This is a genomic window from Curtobacterium sp. UCD-KPL2560 (assembly GCF_001705035.1).
Classification (GTDB): Bacteria; Actinomycetota; Actinomycetes; order Actinomycetales; family Microbacteriaceae; genus Curtobacterium.
Map to the genome: position 1 here is coordinate 37,732 of NZ_MCIG01000008.1, position 15,976 is coordinate 53,707.

Below are 15,976 nucleotides of genomic sequence, written 5' to 3' on the forward strand. Positions count from 1 at the left end.
GGCGGCAGCGCGTCGACCCGGAACGAGCGACGGCGCCCGCGGCGCATCGAGCGACGGCGCCCGCCGCCCCGGCGCTCAGCGCCCGAGCTTCGACCGGAGGATCGCCACCGCGTTCTGGATCTCCCCGTTCTTCGCGACCACCAGGGCCCCGAAGTACACCGCCGCCATCACGGTGCCGCTCAGCGCGAGGGTGATCAGCGCGCCGGTGACGTCGGCCATCGCGAACCCGTCGGGCGAGAACGCCCCGAAGAAGTTCACGACCAGGAGACCGACCACGCCGGCGATGAGCGCGGCGATGACGAACTGCACGTGCGACCGGGTCACGATCGCGCCCTCGATGCCCTGCAGCCGTCGGCGGACGACGACGAGCGCGACGATCGTCTGCGTCGACCCGGCGACCGTCGTGCAGACCGCGATGCCGACACCGATCGCCGAGCCGGGCAGCATCGCGACCGACAGCGCCCCGATGACGAACAGGCCGGACTGCACGAGCTGCATGAGGAACGGCGTGCGGTGGTCGTGGAACGCCCAGAACACCCGCTGGATGATGAAGAGCATGCTGAACAGCACGAGTCCGGGCATGTAGGCGACGAGCACGAGGGCCATCGCCTGCGCGTTGGCGAACTCGTTCTCCCAGATGCGGGCGAACGGCAGCGCGAGCACCACGAGCGCGACGCTCGCGAACACCGTGAACAGCCCGACGATGCGCAGCGAGAGCGACAGGTTGCGCCGGACCGCGTCCAGGTCACCGCGCTCCGCGTCGTGGCTCATGCGCGTGAAGTACGCGGTGGCGATCGACACGGCGACGATCGAGTGCGGGAGCATGAACAGCAGCCAGGACGTGCTCAGGGTCGCGTTGCCGGCGCCCTGGGCGAGCGATGCGACACGGGACTGCACGATGCCCGCGACCTGGGTGGCGAGGATCATCGCGAACAGCCAGCCCGCTGCGGTCCCGGTCGACTTCAGGCCGACGCCGCGCCAGCGGAAGTCCGGCTTGAAGGACAGCCCGGCCCGACGCCAGAAGAACGGCAGGAACGCGGCCTGCGCGAAGACGCCGAGCGAGGCGCTGCCCGCGAGGACGGCGATCTTCAGCGGCGTCCAGTCCTCGGTCGCTGCGTTGACGCCGCGGCCGCCGAACAGGGCGATGAACACGACGAGCCCGGCGATGGCGATCACGTTGTTGAGCAGCGGCGCCCACGTGAACGGGCCGAACACCTGCTTGGCGTTGAGCACCTCTCCGAGCAGCGAGTACATCGCGTAGAAGAGGATCTGCGGCAGGCACCAGAAGGCGAACGCCACGGCGAGGTCGGTCTGGGCGGGCGTGAAGCCCTTGCCCGCACCCGACGACTGCTGGCTGTAGACCCACACGAGGAACGGTGCGAGCAGGGTCGCGATGACGGTGATCGCAACGAAGACGGTCGCGCCGAGGGTGACGATCTTGTTCACGTACGCCGTGCCGCCGTCGGTGTGCTGCTTCATCGAGCGCACGATCTGCGGGATGAGGACCGCCGAGAGCAGGCCGCCCGCGATGAGCGCGTAGATGTTGTTCGGCAGCTGGTTCGACACGGCGAACGCGTTCGCGGCGTCCGACCCGGTGTTGCCGATGGCGAAGGCGAGCACGAAGGTCTTCGCGAACCCGAGGACCCGCGACAGCATGGTGCCGGCCGCGAGCATCGCGCTGGCCCGGCCGAGGTTGCGCTCGGCAGCGGGTTCGGCGTCGACGGCGGGCTGCTGCTGGGTGCTGATGGTCGGCTCCTGGGGGTCGGTGATCGGTGCGTCGCGGTCGTCGCGAGCACCGTCGCGGCGCTGGTCGCGGTCGTCGCTGCCGTCGTGCTCGTCGCTGCCGTCGCCACCGCCCTGGGCACCGGCCGGGAGGCGCGGCTCGGCTAGCGCGGTCCGGCCCGCCCCCGCCGCGTGGTGCGGTCCAGGGCCGGCCGTGGCCGCGCCCGCTGCATCCGCTGCGCCCGCTGCGCCGGCTGCGGCTGCCTGCCGTGCGGCCGCCGAACCCGGCGCCGGCGGCTGCTCGGCGAGGAGCCGGTTCGGGTCGTCCTCGTCCTCGTCGTCGAGCTCGCCGTTGCGGCGCCGGACGCGCTTGCGGATGCTCCGGACGATGCCGAAGCCGAAGACCGCGACGAGACCGATGCCCGCGAGGGCGGTGATGACGGTCTCCCACTGGGCCTGCACGTTGAGCTCGACCGTGGACGGCTGCGAGAGCGTCGTGCCGGTCGGGCTGACCACCGTCATGGTGAGGGTGACCGTGCCGTTCGCCACCGACCGCACCGGGATCGTCGCGCGGGTCGAGGACTGCGGCTGCACCTGGACCTCGATGTCGTTCCGCACGATCCGGAGAGCCGAGCTCGACGGCTGGACCCGGAGCTTCACGGTGACCGGGTACGCGGAGCTGTTCCGGATCGACACCGGCAGCGATGTCCGGTCGCCGAGGAGCGTCAGCGAGCTGGAGTTCGGGATGCTGACCGACGAGGTCGTCTTGACCCAGCGACCGACCTGGCGGTCGACCGCGGTGGCGAGGGCGTCCGGGTCGGCGCGCCAGGCGTTCGAGGCGAGCGCGAGGAGCTCGAGCCGGGCCGGGGCCGTGACGTCGGTGGGGGTGTCGAGGGCCGTGGAGAACGCGGACAGGCTGCGCTCGCCCTCGACCAGCCGACGGAGGCGGTCGAGCCGCGCGTCGTCGTCACCTCCTGCGCTGAGCGTGAGGGAACCGGGCGTCGCGGCGGCCGTCTTCGACAGGTCGGACGGCGACACCCAGGCGGTGCTCTCGAGGGCGTCGAGCGCCTGACCGAGCCGCTGGGTGTCGGTCGGCCACGTGCGCCCGAGGGTCAGGAGCACCGGGTTCGTCGCGGAGCCGGACCGTGCCGAGGCCGCCAGCGTCGCCGTGAGACCGGCCATGGCGGTGTCCCACGTGGCCTGGTCGTCGGCGTCCGCGGCCGTGCGGAGGAGCGCGGAGGCGGACTGGTCGGCCACGAGGACGTGCTGGTCGCCGATCCGTTCGGACGCGGCCACGGTCGCGTCGGCGCCCGCGGAGGTGTTGCCGCTCGCCACGATCGTGCTCGTGGTGCCGGCGGCGGCGAGGGCGGGCAGGTCCCCGTCGGCCACCGTGCCCTCGACCGGCCAGGAGACGCCGGACATCGACCACGGGAAGTCGAGCAGCGTCCGGGTGGTGGGGAGCGTCGGCGTCTGGTCGCTGCCGTCCGGGTCGTCGGTGGCGTCGGCCCCCGGCTGGGAGTCGGTCGCGGCGTCGCCGTCGGCCGGTGCGGTCGCGTCGGTCCCCGCTCCCGGGTCCGCGGTCGCGGTGTCGCCGGTGGGGACGTCGGTCGGTGTGGGCGTGGCGGTCGCGGCGCCGGGGAAGTCCTCGGGCCGGACCTGCTGGTCGAGGGACAGTACGCCGGGGACGCCGTCGGCTCCGGCCTGGCGCAGCCCGGTGACGTCCGCGTCCGCGTAGGACAGCGCGAAGGTCTCGTTGCGCATGCCCTCGAGTCGCTGCAGCCAGGTCCGTGCCGTGGACGGGGCGCTCTCGCCGAGCAGTCGGATCGACGCGATGATCCTGGGGTCGACCGCGAGCGCGACGTTGTGGTCCTGGGCGGCGTCGAGCTGCTGCGACAGGGTGCCGTCGACCGAGGTGGCCGCGGCGAGGTCGTTCGCGCTGATCGTGCCGTCGGTGGTCGCGGGCAGGGTGACCGGCATCGCGACGGAGACCCCGACCGGCGTGCGGTCGAAGTCCGGGTACCAGGTGATCGCGGAACGGGCGACGGCCGAGGTGTCGCCCGCGGAGTACTCGGCGGCGATGCGGCGGGCACCGAACGAGGAGTACCCGCCGAGCCCGACGTTGCCCGGGACGATCCGGACCGTCTGCGACACCGAGCGGTGTGCCGGGACGGCCGGGACGTCCACGGAGCCCATCGGGGCGCCGAAGTAACCGCTTGTGCTGGTGTCTTCGAGCCAGTCGGCGAGCTCGCCGCGGCTGCTCACCTGGCGGTAGATGTCGAGCTCGGCGGTGCCCGCGGGCACCTCGTCGTCGGTGCCGTTCGTGACGATCACCGTGAGCTCGAGGTCCTGGTCGCGCTGCACGATGCCGCGGTTCCCGGGCGCGACCGAGACGGTCGTCCTGCCGGTGTCGGCGGCGACCGTGTGCGTGGTCCGGGTGGTCGGGGAGGAGCCGGTCGCGGCGTCGGCGCCGTCGGTCACGGCGGGCGTGACGACGAGGCCGATGGCGACGAGGGCCGTCGCTGCGGCGGCGAGGGTGGAGCGGAGCATGTGCATACGGAGGGGCCCGAGGGTCGGTTCCGGCCGTGCACGAGTGTACGAGGGCGCGTGGTGACGATCCCGTGGGCACTCGGACACGTGCAGAACTCCTGCACGAGCATCTGGGAGGATGAGGTCCGTCATGCACTCCGTTGCCCAGGCCGTCGAGCGACTCGACGCACTCGCCGCCACCGAGCCCGTCGCCCTCCTCGCTCGGACCTTCGCCGACGCCGGGTACGAACTGGCACTCGTCGGCGGGCCCGTCCGTGACGCCTTCCTCGGCCGCCCCGTGACCGACCTCGACTTCACGACCGATGCCCGTCCGGACGACGTCCTGCGGATCGTCGAGCCGATCGCGAGCGCCACCTGGGACGTCGGCCGGCAGTTCGGGACGATCGCCGCCCGGGTCCGTGGTGAGCAGGTCGAGATCACGACGTACCGCAGCGACGTGTACGACGGAGAGACCCGCAAGCCCGAGGTCGCGTTCGGCGAGACGATCGAGGACGACCTGCTCCGCCGGGACTTCACCGTCAACGCGATGGCGCTGCGACTCCCCCAGCGTGAGCTCGTCGACGTGCACGGCGGCGTCGAGGACCTGCTCGCCGAGCGCCTTCACACGCCCCAGGCCGCCGAGGTCTCGTTCCGCGACGATCCCCTGCGGATGATGCGCGCCGCCCGCTTCACGTCGCAGCTCGGCTTCACGGTGTCGGACGACGTCCGCGACGCGATGGTCGAGCTCGCCGCCTCGATCGAGATCGTCTCCGCCGAGCGCGTGCGCGACGAGTTCGTCAAGCTCCTCGCCACGGGCGACCCGGTGCCCGGCATCCGTCTGCTCGTGGACACCGGCCTCGCCGAGCGCTTCCTGCCCGAGCTGCCCGCGATGCGCCTGGAGATCGACGAGCACCACCACCACAAGGACGTCTACGAGCACTCGCTCACGGTCCTGACCCAGGCGATCGGGTACGAGGCCGAGCGGCACGCCGGCGAGGCACCCGACACCGTGCTGCGGCTCGCGGCGCTCCTGCACGACATCGGCAAGCCCGCGACCCGCAAGCTCGAGCCCGGCGGGGCAGTGAGCTTCCACCACCACGACCTGGTCGGCGCGAAGCTCGCGAAGAAGCGACTCCGCGCGCTGCGGTTCGACAACGACACCATCGCCGCGGTCGCACGCCTGATCGAGCTGCACCTGCGGTTCTTCGGCTACACCGAGGGCGCGTGGACCGACTCGGCCGTCCGCCGCTACGTCCGCGACGCCGGTCCCCTGCTCGAGCGTCTGCACGAGCTCACCCGCTCCGACGTCACGACCCGGAACCGGCGCAAGGCCGACCGGCTCGGGTTCGCGTACGACGACCTCGAGGCACGCATCACGGCCCTCGCCGAGCAGGAGGAACTCGAGTCGATCCGACCGGACCTCACCGGCGACGACATCATGCGGATCCTCGACATCCCGCCGGGACGGGCCGTGGGCGAGGCCTACCGGCACCTGCTCGAGGTCCGGATGGACGAGGGCCCCCTCGACCCCGAGGACGCCGAGGCGCGCCTGCGCGCCTGGTGGGCCTCCCGCGACGCGACCGACTGACCGACCGCCTGACGGACGCGACCGACTGACCGACGCGACCCGACGGTCGGAGCACCCGGCCGCCTGCCCGACGCGAGCCGATCTGCACAGCCGGTGGCGGGCCTCCAGGCCGTGAGCTAGGCTTGGGGGGTTGTCCGCGCGCACCCGCGCACCCGGACACACGCATCAACCCTCCTGTTCCGGGAACCGCCCGGAGCCGTTCGAGACCAAAGGAGGTGGGTTCCGCATGCACCAGTACGAACTGATGGCGATCCTCGACCCCGAGATCGATGAGCGCACCGTCGCTCCCAGCCTGGACAAGTTCCTCGCGGTCATCCGCAACGACGGTGGCACCGTCGACAACGTGGACGTCTGGGGCCGTCGTCGCCTGGCCTACGAGATCGCGAAGAAGTCCGAGGGCATCTACGCCGTCGTCAACTTCACGTCCTCGGCCGACTCCGCCAAGGAGCTGGACCGTCAGCTCGGTCTCTCCGAGGCCGTCCTGCGCACCAAGGTCCTCCGCGCCGAAGAGGGCATGGCCCAGGTCGCCGCGCAGAAGCAGCGCGACGAAGCCCGTGCCGCCCGCAAGGCCGCCAACGCCACGGCCACCGCGACCGCGAGCGCCGAGTAGCCCGTGGCCGGCGAAACCGTCATCACGGTGGTGGGCAACCTCACCGCGGACCCGGAGCTGCGCTACACGCAGAACGGGCTCGCCGTGGCGAACTTCACCATCGCGTCGACCCCTCGCACGTTCGACCGTCAGGCGAACGAGTGGAAGGACGGCGACGCGCTGTTCCTCCGTGCGAGTGTGTGGCGCGAGTTCGCCGAGCACGTGGCGGGATCGCTGACGAAGGGCTCGCGCGTCATCGCGCAGGGTCGTCTCCGTCAGCGCTCCTACCAGGACCGTGAGGGTCAGCAGCGCACGAGCATCGAGCTCGAGGTCGACGAGATCGGCCCGTCGCTCCGCTACGCGACCGCACAGATCACCCGCGCTGCGGGTGGGTCTGGTGGCGGCCGTGGCCAGGTCGGTGGCGGCAACGCCTCCGGCGGTGGCCAGGGCGCCGGCGGTGGCAGCTGGAACGGCGGCAACGGCGGCAACGGCGGCGGTCAGTCCGACGCGCCCTGGTCGCCGCAGGGTGGCCAGCAGGGCGGCAACGCACAGTCGAACGACGTGTGGAGCACGCCCGGTGGCTCGTTCGACGACGAGACCCCGTTCTGATCCTCCTGTCCCCGGACACACAACTTCTTCTTCTCTAAGGAACAACAATGGCTGGAAAGAGCACCGGCGACCGCCGGAAGCCTCGCGGTAAGGGCGGCAAGAACGCCGCTCCCGCGAAGTCCATCAAGGTCGGCGTCATCGACTACAAGGACGTCGCGACCCTTCGCAAGTTCATCTCGGAGCGTGGAAAGATCCGCGCCCGTCGCATCACCGGCGTCTCCGTCCAGGAGCAGCGCCTCATCGCCCGTGCCGTGAAGAACGCCCGTGAGATGGCGCTCCTCCCCTACGCCGGCTCCGGCCGCTGATCGGAGGAGTTCACATGTCGAAGCTCATCCTCACCCACGAGGTCTCCGGCCTCGGTTCCGCCGGTGACGTCGTCGACGTCAAGAACGGCTACGCCCGCAACTACCTCGTCCCCCAGGGCTTCGCTGTCGCGTGGTCCAAGGGCGGCGAGAAGCAGGTCGAGTCGATCCGCGCGGCCCGTGCCGCTCGCGAGCTCGCCACCATCGAAGAGGCACAGGACCTCAAGATGAAGCTCGAGAACGCGACCATCAAGCTGACCGTCAAGGCCGGCAAGGACGGTCGTCTGTTCGGCTCCGTGCGTCCCGCGGACGTCGCTGACGCCGTGCAGGCGCAGGGCGTCGGCTCGCTCGACAAGCGCAAGGTCGAGGTCCCCGCGACCATCAAGACCGTCGGTGACCACGAGGCCACCGTGCGTCTGCGCGAGGACATCACCGCAGTGATCTCGCTGCAGGTCGTCGCCGCCAAGTAGGCACCGCACCACCGTCGCAGGGCGGGTCTCCTCCGGGAGGCCCGCCCTTCGTCGTTCCTGCGGGCTGCGGGCCGCCTGTGGCTGGTCTGGTTGCTGCGCGTCCTGTCCGGCCGGTCTGGTTGCTGCGGACTGTCTCTGGCTGGTCTGGTTGCTGCGCGTCCTGTCCGGCCGGTCTGGTTGCTGCGGACTGTCTCTGGCTGATCTGGTTGCTGCGGACTGTCTCTGGCCGGCCTGGTGTCCGCGCTCCGTCTCCGGCTTGTCTGGTTACGGATCCCGCCCGTCCGGGCTTGCTGGGAGCAGGCCGAGAATCGGTCCCCCGATCGGGGCGCTTGTCAAGTCGTTCTCCACACAGGTAGGGCTCGTTTCGGCAACCTTCAACGTGCACTTGAACCCCACTTCTCCACACATGGTGTGGAACTCGAAACCCCAGGTCAGACGGTCGAACGTGTGTTCTGGTGCCCAGTTGTCCACACCGTTGTCCCCAGTTCCCCACCCCGAGGCTCGGCGTGTTCCCGAGGCTCTCCACAGAGTTATCCACAGGGCCGTTTGCTGGGGATAACTTCGTACCCGTAGCGTGACGGAGCGACCAGGAGCCGTCGGGGGATGTCGGTCGTCCGAGGCAGGATCGCGGTGCGGGTCAGGGCCCGCGTCGTCAACGACAAAGAGGGAGTCCGTGTGTCGATCGCGCATCTCGATCCGTCCCCGCGGGACATGGCCGACCGCGGAGCCGAACGGACGCCGCCGCACGACATGCTCGCCGAGCAGTCGACGATCGGCGGGATGCTGCTGTCCAAGGACGCCGTCGCCGACGTCATCGAGACCGCCCGTGGCGTGGACTTCTACATCCCGAAGCACGAGGTCATCTTCGACGCGATCCTGTCGCTGTACTCGCACGGCGAGCCGACCGACGTCATCGCCGTCACCGACGAGCTGACCAAGACCGGTCTGCTGTCGCGTGCCGGCGGCGCCGAGTACCTGCACAGCGTCACGAGCATGGTGCCGACCGCCGCGAACGCCGGCTACTACGCCGCGATCGTGGCCGAGAAGGCCGTCCTCCGGCGTCTCGTCGACGCCGGCACCCGCATCGTGCAGATGGGCTACGCGTCGGAGGGTGAGGTCACCGACCTCGTCAACAGCGCACAGGCCGAGGTGTACAACGTCGCCGGCGGCGTGCAGACCGAGGACTACGTCCCGCTGACCGACGCGATCGGTGCGGCCATCGACGAGATCGAGGCGGCCAAGGGACGCGACGGCCAGATGACCGGCGTGCCGACCGGGTTCAGCGGGCTCGACGGACTGACGAACGGCTTCCACCCCGGACAGCTCATCATCGTCGCCGCCCGACCGGCGCTCGGCAAGTCGACCCTCGCGCTCGACCTGTGCCGCGCCGCCGCGCTCAAGCACGACCAGACCGCTGCGTTCTTCTCGCTCGAGATGGGTCGCGCCGAGATCGCGATGCGCCTGCTGTCCGCCGAGTCCAGCGTCCCCCTGCAGAACATGCGCAAGGGCACCGTCGACTCCCGCGACTGGACGACGATCGCGCAGACCCGCGGCCGCATCAACGACGCCCCGTTCTTCATCGACGACTCCCCCAACATGACGCTCGTCGAGATCCGCGCCAAGTGCCGGCGACTCAAGCAGCAGCACAACCTCAAGCTCGTCGTCATCGACTACCTGCAGCTGATGACCTCGGGCAAGAAGGTCGAGAGCCGCCAGCAGGAGGTCTCCGAGTTCTCGCGTGCGCTCAAGCTCATGGCGAAGGAACTGCAGGTGCCGGTCATCGCGCTGTCGCAGCTGAACCGTGGCCCCGAGCAGCGTGCCGACAAGAAGCCGATGATCTCGGACCTCCGTGAGTCGGGCTCCATCGAGCAGGACGCCGACATGGTGATCCTGCTGCACCGCGAGTCGGCGTACGAGAAGGACAACCCGCGGCAGGGTGAGGCGGACCTCATCGTGGCGAAGCACCGCAACGGGCCGACGGACACGATCACGGTGGCGTTCCACGGGATGTTCTCGCGGTTCGTGGACATGCCGCAGTAACGGGTCGTCTGTTGCGAGTGATCACCGCGGGTGTCGCATTCGCAGCAAGACTGTCGCAAGCGCCAGTGCTCACGCGGTTCAGGAGCGCCGACAGAGGGTTCATGCAGTCAACGGATCGAATAGGAAGCAGCGCGAGTTGAGCACCCTTTTCTCTTTGGGCCAGCTTCGCGATGTCGTCGACGAACTTCGCGCGGCACCAACGGAGACCGAAGTAGCGGAGTTCAAAGAGGCGTTCGCGAACCCGGTGAAGATCGGCGAGTACGTGTCGGCGCTAGCCAACTCAGCGACGCTGGTGGAGAAGGACCACGGCTTCCTCGTCTGGGGCGTGAACGACGTTGACCACCGTGTCGTCGGAACGACCTTCGATCCCGCTATGAAGGGCAAGGGAAACGAAGATCTCGAACCGTGGCTGCGCCGCTTGCTCGATCCGGAGGTCTTTTTCGAGTTCACTGAGCTTGAGTACGAAACCGAGCGCATCGTCGTCCTCACGGTCGCAGCTGCTTCTCACCAGCCGGTGCGCTTCCAGGGCGAGGCTTACGTCCGCTCCCGTTCTTACGTGAAGCACCTCAAGTCCCTTCCTGACCACGAGCGGAGGCTGTGGGCTGCGTTCGATCGCAAGCCGTTCGAGTACGCCGTTGCGCGCGAGCGGCTTTCCGACGATGAGGTGCTTCGTCTGCTCGACTATGCGTCGTACTTCGATCTCATGCACGCGCCGGTGCCCGACTCCTCGGCAGCTGTCCTGCAGGCTCTACTGGACGAGAAGCTCGTCCTTCGGGCTCCGGGTAGCGGCTGGCGGATCACAAACCTTGGCGCTGTGCTGTTCGCGTCGCGGCTCGATCTCTTCCCCACGGTGGCTCGCAAAGCCCCTCGGGTGATCGTCTACGAAGGTATTGACAAGTCCACGCCTGCGAGGGAGCAGGAGGGTTTGAAGGGCTACGCGAGTGGATTCAAGGGACTCATCAACTTCCTCAACGAGCGCACTCCCGCTAGAGAGTCATTTGAAGGTGGCGTGCGCAAAGTCGTCCCGGTCTTGCCGGACAAGGCCGTGAGAGAGCTGGTTGCGAACGCGCTCATCCACCAGGACTTCAGTGTGAGGGGCACGGGGCCGGTCGTCGAGGTCTACCAGGACCGGATTGAGGTGACCAACCCTGGGCGACCGCTGATGGATCCGTCCAGGTTGATCGATGCGGCACCTCAGTCTCGCAACGAAGCACTCGCGTCACTCATGCGCCGGATGGGCATGTGCGAAGAGCGCGGGAGCGGATGGGATCAGATCGCTGCTCTCGTAGAGGAGACTGACTTGCCCGCTCCGCTGATCGAAGTTGACGACGGCTTCATGCGGGTGATCCTCTTCACTCACCGAAGCTTCGCCGAACTGACCAAGGACGAGCGGGTCCGGGCGGTGTACTTCCACGCTTGCTTGCAGTACGTCCGTCGGCGCCGCATGACGAACGCGTCCCTGCGGCAGCGCTTCAGGATCCCGGAGACCGGCAAGGCGAACGTCTCTCGACTCATCAAAGACGCCATCGACACTGGCTACATCGCCGCGTTCGACCCTTCAGTTGGCGCCAAGGCGATGTCCTACGTGCCCTTCTGGGCAAGACCGGCTGACTCTGCCGTCTGATTTGGTTGTTGCTTGGTTGTTGCATCCGGGTCCTGAGAGCGCGAACACCGCATGTTTACTGGCATCGGGGCGCAAAATTTGGTTGCAGCCTGGTCAGCACCGAGCTAGCCGTGCCCGAGAATCCCCTTCCAATACGCGAAGTTTCAGTTGACCTCTTCGACCCGGGACGCTAGGCTCTCGTCAACTTCACAACGGTCTGAGCCTAGCGTCCCGGGTGGCATTTTCCCTGATCAGTGGCGCAATTGGCCGCCGTGTACCCGAAATATCTGCTCGATTTGGGCGACCGACCGCAGTGCTGATGTCGCGGGGCACCCGAACGCGGGAGTGACCATTGGTCAGGAATGGGTAGTGTTGAGCCTAGGTTGACTCCCTAGGAGAGAGAGGAGTGTCATGACTACCGCACTGAACGTCGCTAGCTACATTCGCGACGCCCTCCAGCTCCCCTCCTACGACACCATGAAGCTGCAGAAGCTCGTGTACTTCTCGCAGGCTTGGGCGCTCGCGTGGACGGGGAAGCCCCTGTTCCGAGACGAGATTGAAGCCTGGCCACGTGGGCCGGTCGTGATGTCCGTGTACGCGGAGCAGCGGTACCGCGTGGTTCCAAAGTTCGACGGCGTGAGCCTCGACGAGGACCAGCGGTCGATCATCGACTCCGTCCTCGACTACTACGGGCAGCATTCTTTCACGAAGCTTGTCGACCTCACTCACTCGCACTCGCCATGGAAGGCGACGCGTGAGGGCCTGGCCGAGGAGGAGCGGAGTCGGCGCGTCGTGTCACGCGACCGCATCCGTGACTACTACACGAGGTGTGCGCTCACCGGGCAGGAGCGGCCCAAGCGTCGGCTTCTCGGACGCGCCGCCCCTTCGGTGGAGGCGATGACTGCGGGGGCACGAGCGAGGGCGAGCTGGCGCGAAGGCCTGGCTATCCTCGCGGAGCGTTGACGGTCTTCCTCACAGTCGACGAAGTCATTGCGCTTCACGATGCTGAGGTAAATGCTGTGCTGCTCGACCGCGGCAAGCTGGAAGGGGCGGTCGCCCGTCCCCAGAGCGGTTTCGGAGACTATCTCGTCTTCGAAACCCTCTGGCAACAGGCGGCCGCCCTGCTCCACGGGCTGGTGAAGGCCCATGCTTTTTTCGACGGCAACAAGCGTTGCGCGTGGATCAGCACCGTGGTGTTCCTTGACATGAACGACCAGCAACTCGCCGGCATCTCACAGAGCGACATGGCTGACTACGTCGAGGCCGTGGCGACGGACGCACACGACATCGATGCCATAGCGATGTGGCTGTACGAACACAGCCTCAGCTTCTGAGGGCTGACGGTGCGAGCGGTTCGCACCCAAAGCCAGTACCGTGAGCGCATGGGAGCCTCTGAGAGCGACGTTACGGCGCGGTTCCGTGACGACATTGAGCGTGCCCGAACAGCGCAAGAGCCTGACGTCGAGCTTCCGGTCAGTGCCGAAGAGCGCATCTACCGACTTGAGGAGCAGGTGGAGATCCTGTCTCGGTACATGGAGGAACTTCTTGCCGAGCGGGCGGAAGGCTAGCTGGTCTCGATCAGACACTGACTGCCGGTGGCTAGTCGGCAGTCCTTCGAGTTTCACCGGCCGTCTGGCCACCGTCGCGGTCACCGAAAATCAAACGTGAGCAGTGCCGAGTTAGTCCGTAACAGCACGCTGATCTGGGGTTTCACGTTGCATCTGCGGTTGCATGGCTGTCGAACATGGACTAGTTTGTGGGCACAAGAATCAGCGGACGAGCCGAAGCTCTCCGCTGAAAATCGGGGCCCGGGATGACAGCCCGGGTGACACTCTGTTGAGTTTGCGGATGGTCGATCCAGTCCGGATTTTGCCATGCCCTCACGAGCGTGGCAACACGAGCCGCCGCAATCGACACGGAGTCACCATGCCTGGGACTGCTGCAGGTTTGGTTGACCCCTGAGAGGTAGGGGCGTTGGCTCCTGCTGGAAGGAGGTGTGCCATGGTGAAGGCGTATCCGGAAGAGTTCCGCCGTGATGTGATCGCGGTCGCCCGGAAGGGCGAGATGACGGTGCGGCAGGTCGCGAAGGACTTCGGCGTGTCCGAGTCCTGCCTGGCCCGCTGGCTGCGGCTCGCGGACCGCGATGATGGCATCAGTGTTGCAGTGGTGCCGTCGGTGAAAGCGGTGGAGCAGGCGGAGCTGCGGGACGCGCAAAAACGGATCCGGCTGCTCGAGCAGGAGAACGAGATCCTCCGCCGGGCGGCCGCGTACTTCGCCCAGTCGCAACTCCCAAAATGACCTACCCGCTGGTCCTCGCCGCTCCGTCAGGAACCCGTCAACGAGGCGAAGGTCCGCGCTGCAGCGCGTCGAGCCCTTCGGCACTATGAACTGGAGGATACTTCAGCAATGACTGGTAGCGACAGCGATTCGGTGTCCGATGACATTGAGAGCGCCTACGTCTTCGACCCCACCGACGGCGCCGCTGTCGCCCCAGCGCTCGACGAAGCGGTCCGCGTCGAGTCGTCCACAACCCCTGACCTCATGGCAATTGCTTTCCGCTGGGAGCGGGCTGCAGAAGATGATCGAGAGCGAGCCCGTGACCACGCGATTTCGCGCGCACTGAGCTACGAGCTGAGTGAGGATGAGACTGACCCCGGGAAAATCACTCTAGAGCCGTATGCAGCCACTGAGGCAGCATGGATGCGCCCGCTCCGAAACACCCTGCCAGTGACGACAGACCTCTGGGAGGCAGTTGGAGACGCGGTGGAGCAGCCCGCGCTCGTTGCCCACTTCGCGGACCTGCTGTGGACAGTTCGCAGACGGACTGGTTTAGATGCAGGCCGGGATGTTGCGGACGCGTATCTCGCGCTTGAGGAAGACGAGACCTTGCAGTGGGTCGTCGGCACCGCGCGGGCCAATACGATCGCCCGTAATTTGAAGCTTGCTCCCCAGGAAGAATCCGCACGCCGGCGACTTCTTGAGTTCGCGGAGCGCAATCTTGACGACACCGATCTGGCCGGACTGACGTTGAGAGCGCTCGACGTGCTTACAGTTCCTCCGAGATCTGCGACGGTGGATGCGCTCCGTCGGCGGGTTGAGAAGCTCCTCGACCGAGCGTGGAAGCTGTTCAACGGCGGTGGCCTCAATACTGACGCACTAGCCAGATCTGCGCTTCGTTTCGCCGAAGACGACGAAGGCAGACGCGACGCGCAACGCCTTCACGTGAACAGCTACATGTCGGGCGCGTTGGTCGAGTCCGGGTTCCGCGAAATCTGGATGCTCAACGAAGCGGCGAAGCTCGCATCGGGGTATGGCTTGATTACCGAGCGGGATCGAGCCGTGATCTCCCTGCAGCGCGTCGATCAATCGACGGTGCCCTGGCACCGGCACGACCTGCCCCTGACGATCCCGAAATGGACCGTAGCGCACACGCTCCGGCCCTACCGTCAGGCTCGGCACTGGACCGATGCTTTGGAAACCTGGTTGCGATCCGCGGCGCCTACTGGTTCTCGAATAGCGAACGAGAAGCTAGCAAGAGAGCAGGGCTCGGGCTTGCTTGCCCTCGTCACACAGGTCGAGTTCGGTGGCCACGGCCTGCCGCAGAAGACGCACAGGACCGATGAAGCCGTGCTCCGTCGTCAGCGTCGGCTTGAGGAGTACAACGCGCTCGTACGAGGGACGTTGCTGGCATCTGCCCTCGAACACATCGCAGCGCGCTTTCCGAACCTAGATGAGGAAGGCATCGCGGCGCATCTCCTGCAGTACGGCGCTGACGAGCAACTCACACGAGCCTTTGCACATGCACTCGCGGTCTTCCTCAGTGGCAATTTCAGCGACGCCGGTGCTCTCGCGACCCCGCTGGCTGAAGCCGCTTCCCGCGGCATGCTCCTACTGCTCGACGAGCCGCTCTACCGCGTCGAGTCCGGCAGTAGCGCCGGGCGCTTCCCCGCTCTAGATCTTTACCTCAACGCCCTCCTGAAGAACGGCCTGGATCCCGACTGGGACCGCGCGCTACGGATTGTGCTCACGCCCGAAGGCTTTGACCTCCGTAACTCGCTCGCTCACGGCTTCAAGCTCTCGTTCAACCGCACAGAAGCTGCTCTTGCGTTGCGGGTTGCTGGACTGATGGTGCTCCTCACCAGTCCAGACTTGACCTCTCGCGACGCGGCTTGGGCTCGTTCGAAGCTACAAACGCCAGTTCCCCAACCCCTTCCACTGCGATGGCGGTTTGTGCGCGTCTGACGGTCCTGCACTCGGGGGCGAACAGCAGCCATCGAGGTCGGTGGCAAGTTCGATCGTTGCTCGACGCTAGCCGGGCCCATGGAGTGGCGCGAATCAACTAGCGGGCAAGTCTGCCGAGAACTGGCGGAGATAGGGAATGAGTCCCGATAAGGCTCGTACGCACCCGGAAGGCGACGCGGGTCTCGCCCCGCAACGCCTTGCACTGCGGTCCGCGGCTGCGTGCTTGGGCGTCATCAACTGACGTTGCATGTGGCCGCTGCCACCCCGGTCGATCTACTCAGGGCA

12 protein-coding genes and 1 pseudogene are annotated in these 15,976 nt (G+C 67.4%); 12 read left to right on the top strand and 1 reads right to left on the bottom strand.

Annotated features, from left to right (window positions below):
* Nucleotides 1–75: 75 nt before the first annotated feature.
* The gene (locus BEP24_RS17975) at nt 76–4,269 is read right to left on the bottom strand and encodes a DUF6049 family protein (protein ID WP_253181558.1); all 4,194 of its coding nucleotides are present in this window, start codon (nt 4,267–4,269) and stop codon (nt 76–78) included.
* A gap of 130 nt (nt 4,270–4,399) precedes the next feature.
* Here BEP24_RS17975 and BEP24_RS03945 point away from each other — a divergent pair, with 130 nt between their 5' ends.
* The 12 genes and pseudogenes from BEP24_RS03945 to BEP24_RS04000 all read left to right on the top strand — a co-directional run bounded on the left by BEP24_RS03945 (nt 4,400) and on the right by BEP24_RS04000 (nt 15,691).
* Nucleotides 4,400–5,836 (top strand): CCA tRNA nucleotidyltransferase, encoded by a 1,437-nt coding sequence (locus BEP24_RS03945; RefSeq protein WP_065960484.1) that lies wholly within the window; start codon nt 4,400–4,402, stop codon nt 5,834–5,836.
* Between the two features lie 226 nt (nt 5,837–6,062).
* Nucleotides 6,063–6,446 (top strand): 30S ribosomal protein S6, encoded by a 384-nt coding sequence (gene rpsF / locus BEP24_RS03950; RefSeq protein ID WP_065960486.1) that lies wholly within the window; start codon nt 6,063–6,065, stop codon nt 6,444–6,446.
* Between the two features lie 3 nt (nt 6,447–6,449).
* Nucleotides 6,450–7,034, top strand: coding sequence for a single-stranded DNA-binding protein (locus tag BEP24_RS03955; protein ID WP_065960487.1), 585 nt, complete (start codon nt 6,450–6,452; stop codon nt 7,032–7,034).
* A gap of 47 nt (nt 7,035–7,081) precedes the next feature.
* A complete protein-coding gene (gene rpsR / locus BEP24_RS03960) occupies nt 7,082–7,339 on the top strand; it encodes a 30S ribosomal protein S18 (RefSeq protein ID WP_017887834.1) in 258 nt (85 codons plus the stop codon).
* Between the two features lie 14 nt (nt 7,340–7,353).
* A complete protein-coding gene (rplI, locus tag BEP24_RS03965; protein ID WP_065960488.1) occupies nt 7,354–7,806 on the top strand; it encodes a 50S ribosomal protein L9 in 453 nt (150 codons plus the stop codon).
* Nucleotides 7,807–8,517: 711 nt separating this feature from the next.
* Nucleotides 8,518–9,846, top strand: coding sequence for a replicative DNA helicase (gene dnaB / locus BEP24_RS03970; RefSeq protein ID WP_139197519.1), 1,329 nt, complete (start codon nt 8,518–8,520; stop codon nt 9,844–9,846).
* Between the two features lie 136 nt (nt 9,847–9,982).
* Nucleotides 9,983–11,470 (top strand): ATP-binding protein, encoded by a 1,488-nt coding sequence (locus tag BEP24_RS03975; RefSeq protein ID WP_065960494.1) that lies wholly within the window; start codon nt 9,983–9,985, stop codon nt 11,468–11,470.
* 390 nt (nt 11,471–11,860) lie between these two features.
* Entirely contained in the window at nt 11,861–12,412 is a 552-nt protein-coding gene (locus BEP24_RS03980; RefSeq protein ID WP_065960496.1) for a type II toxin-antitoxin system antitoxin SocA domain-containing protein, read from the top strand.
* A complete protein-coding gene (locus BEP24_RS03985; RefSeq protein WP_065960498.1) occupies nt 12,409–12,783 on the top strand; it encodes a type II toxin-antitoxin system death-on-curing family toxin in 375 nt (124 codons plus the stop codon). Before BEP24_RS03980 ends, BEP24_RS03985 begins: the two co-directional genes overlap by 4 nt.
* A 48-nt stretch (nt 12,784–12,831) precedes the next feature.
* Nucleotides 12,832–13,017: a hypothetical protein gene (locus tag BEP24_RS03990; protein WP_065960501.1), complete on the top strand. Its 186-nt coding sequence runs from the start codon at nt 12,832–12,834 to the stop codon at nt 13,015–13,017.
* A gap of 433 nt (nt 13,018–13,450) precedes the next feature.
* Nucleotides 13,451–13,729: pseudogene (locus BEP24_RS03995) on the top strand (transposase); the annotation flags it as partial.
* A gap of 126 nt (nt 13,730–13,855) precedes the next feature.
* Nucleotides 13,856–15,691, top strand: a complete 1,836-nt coding sequence (locus tag BEP24_RS04000; protein ID WP_065960509.1) for a hypothetical protein — start codon at nt 13,856–13,858, stop codon at nt 15,689–15,691.
* Nucleotides 15,692–15,976 lie beyond the last annotated feature (285 nt).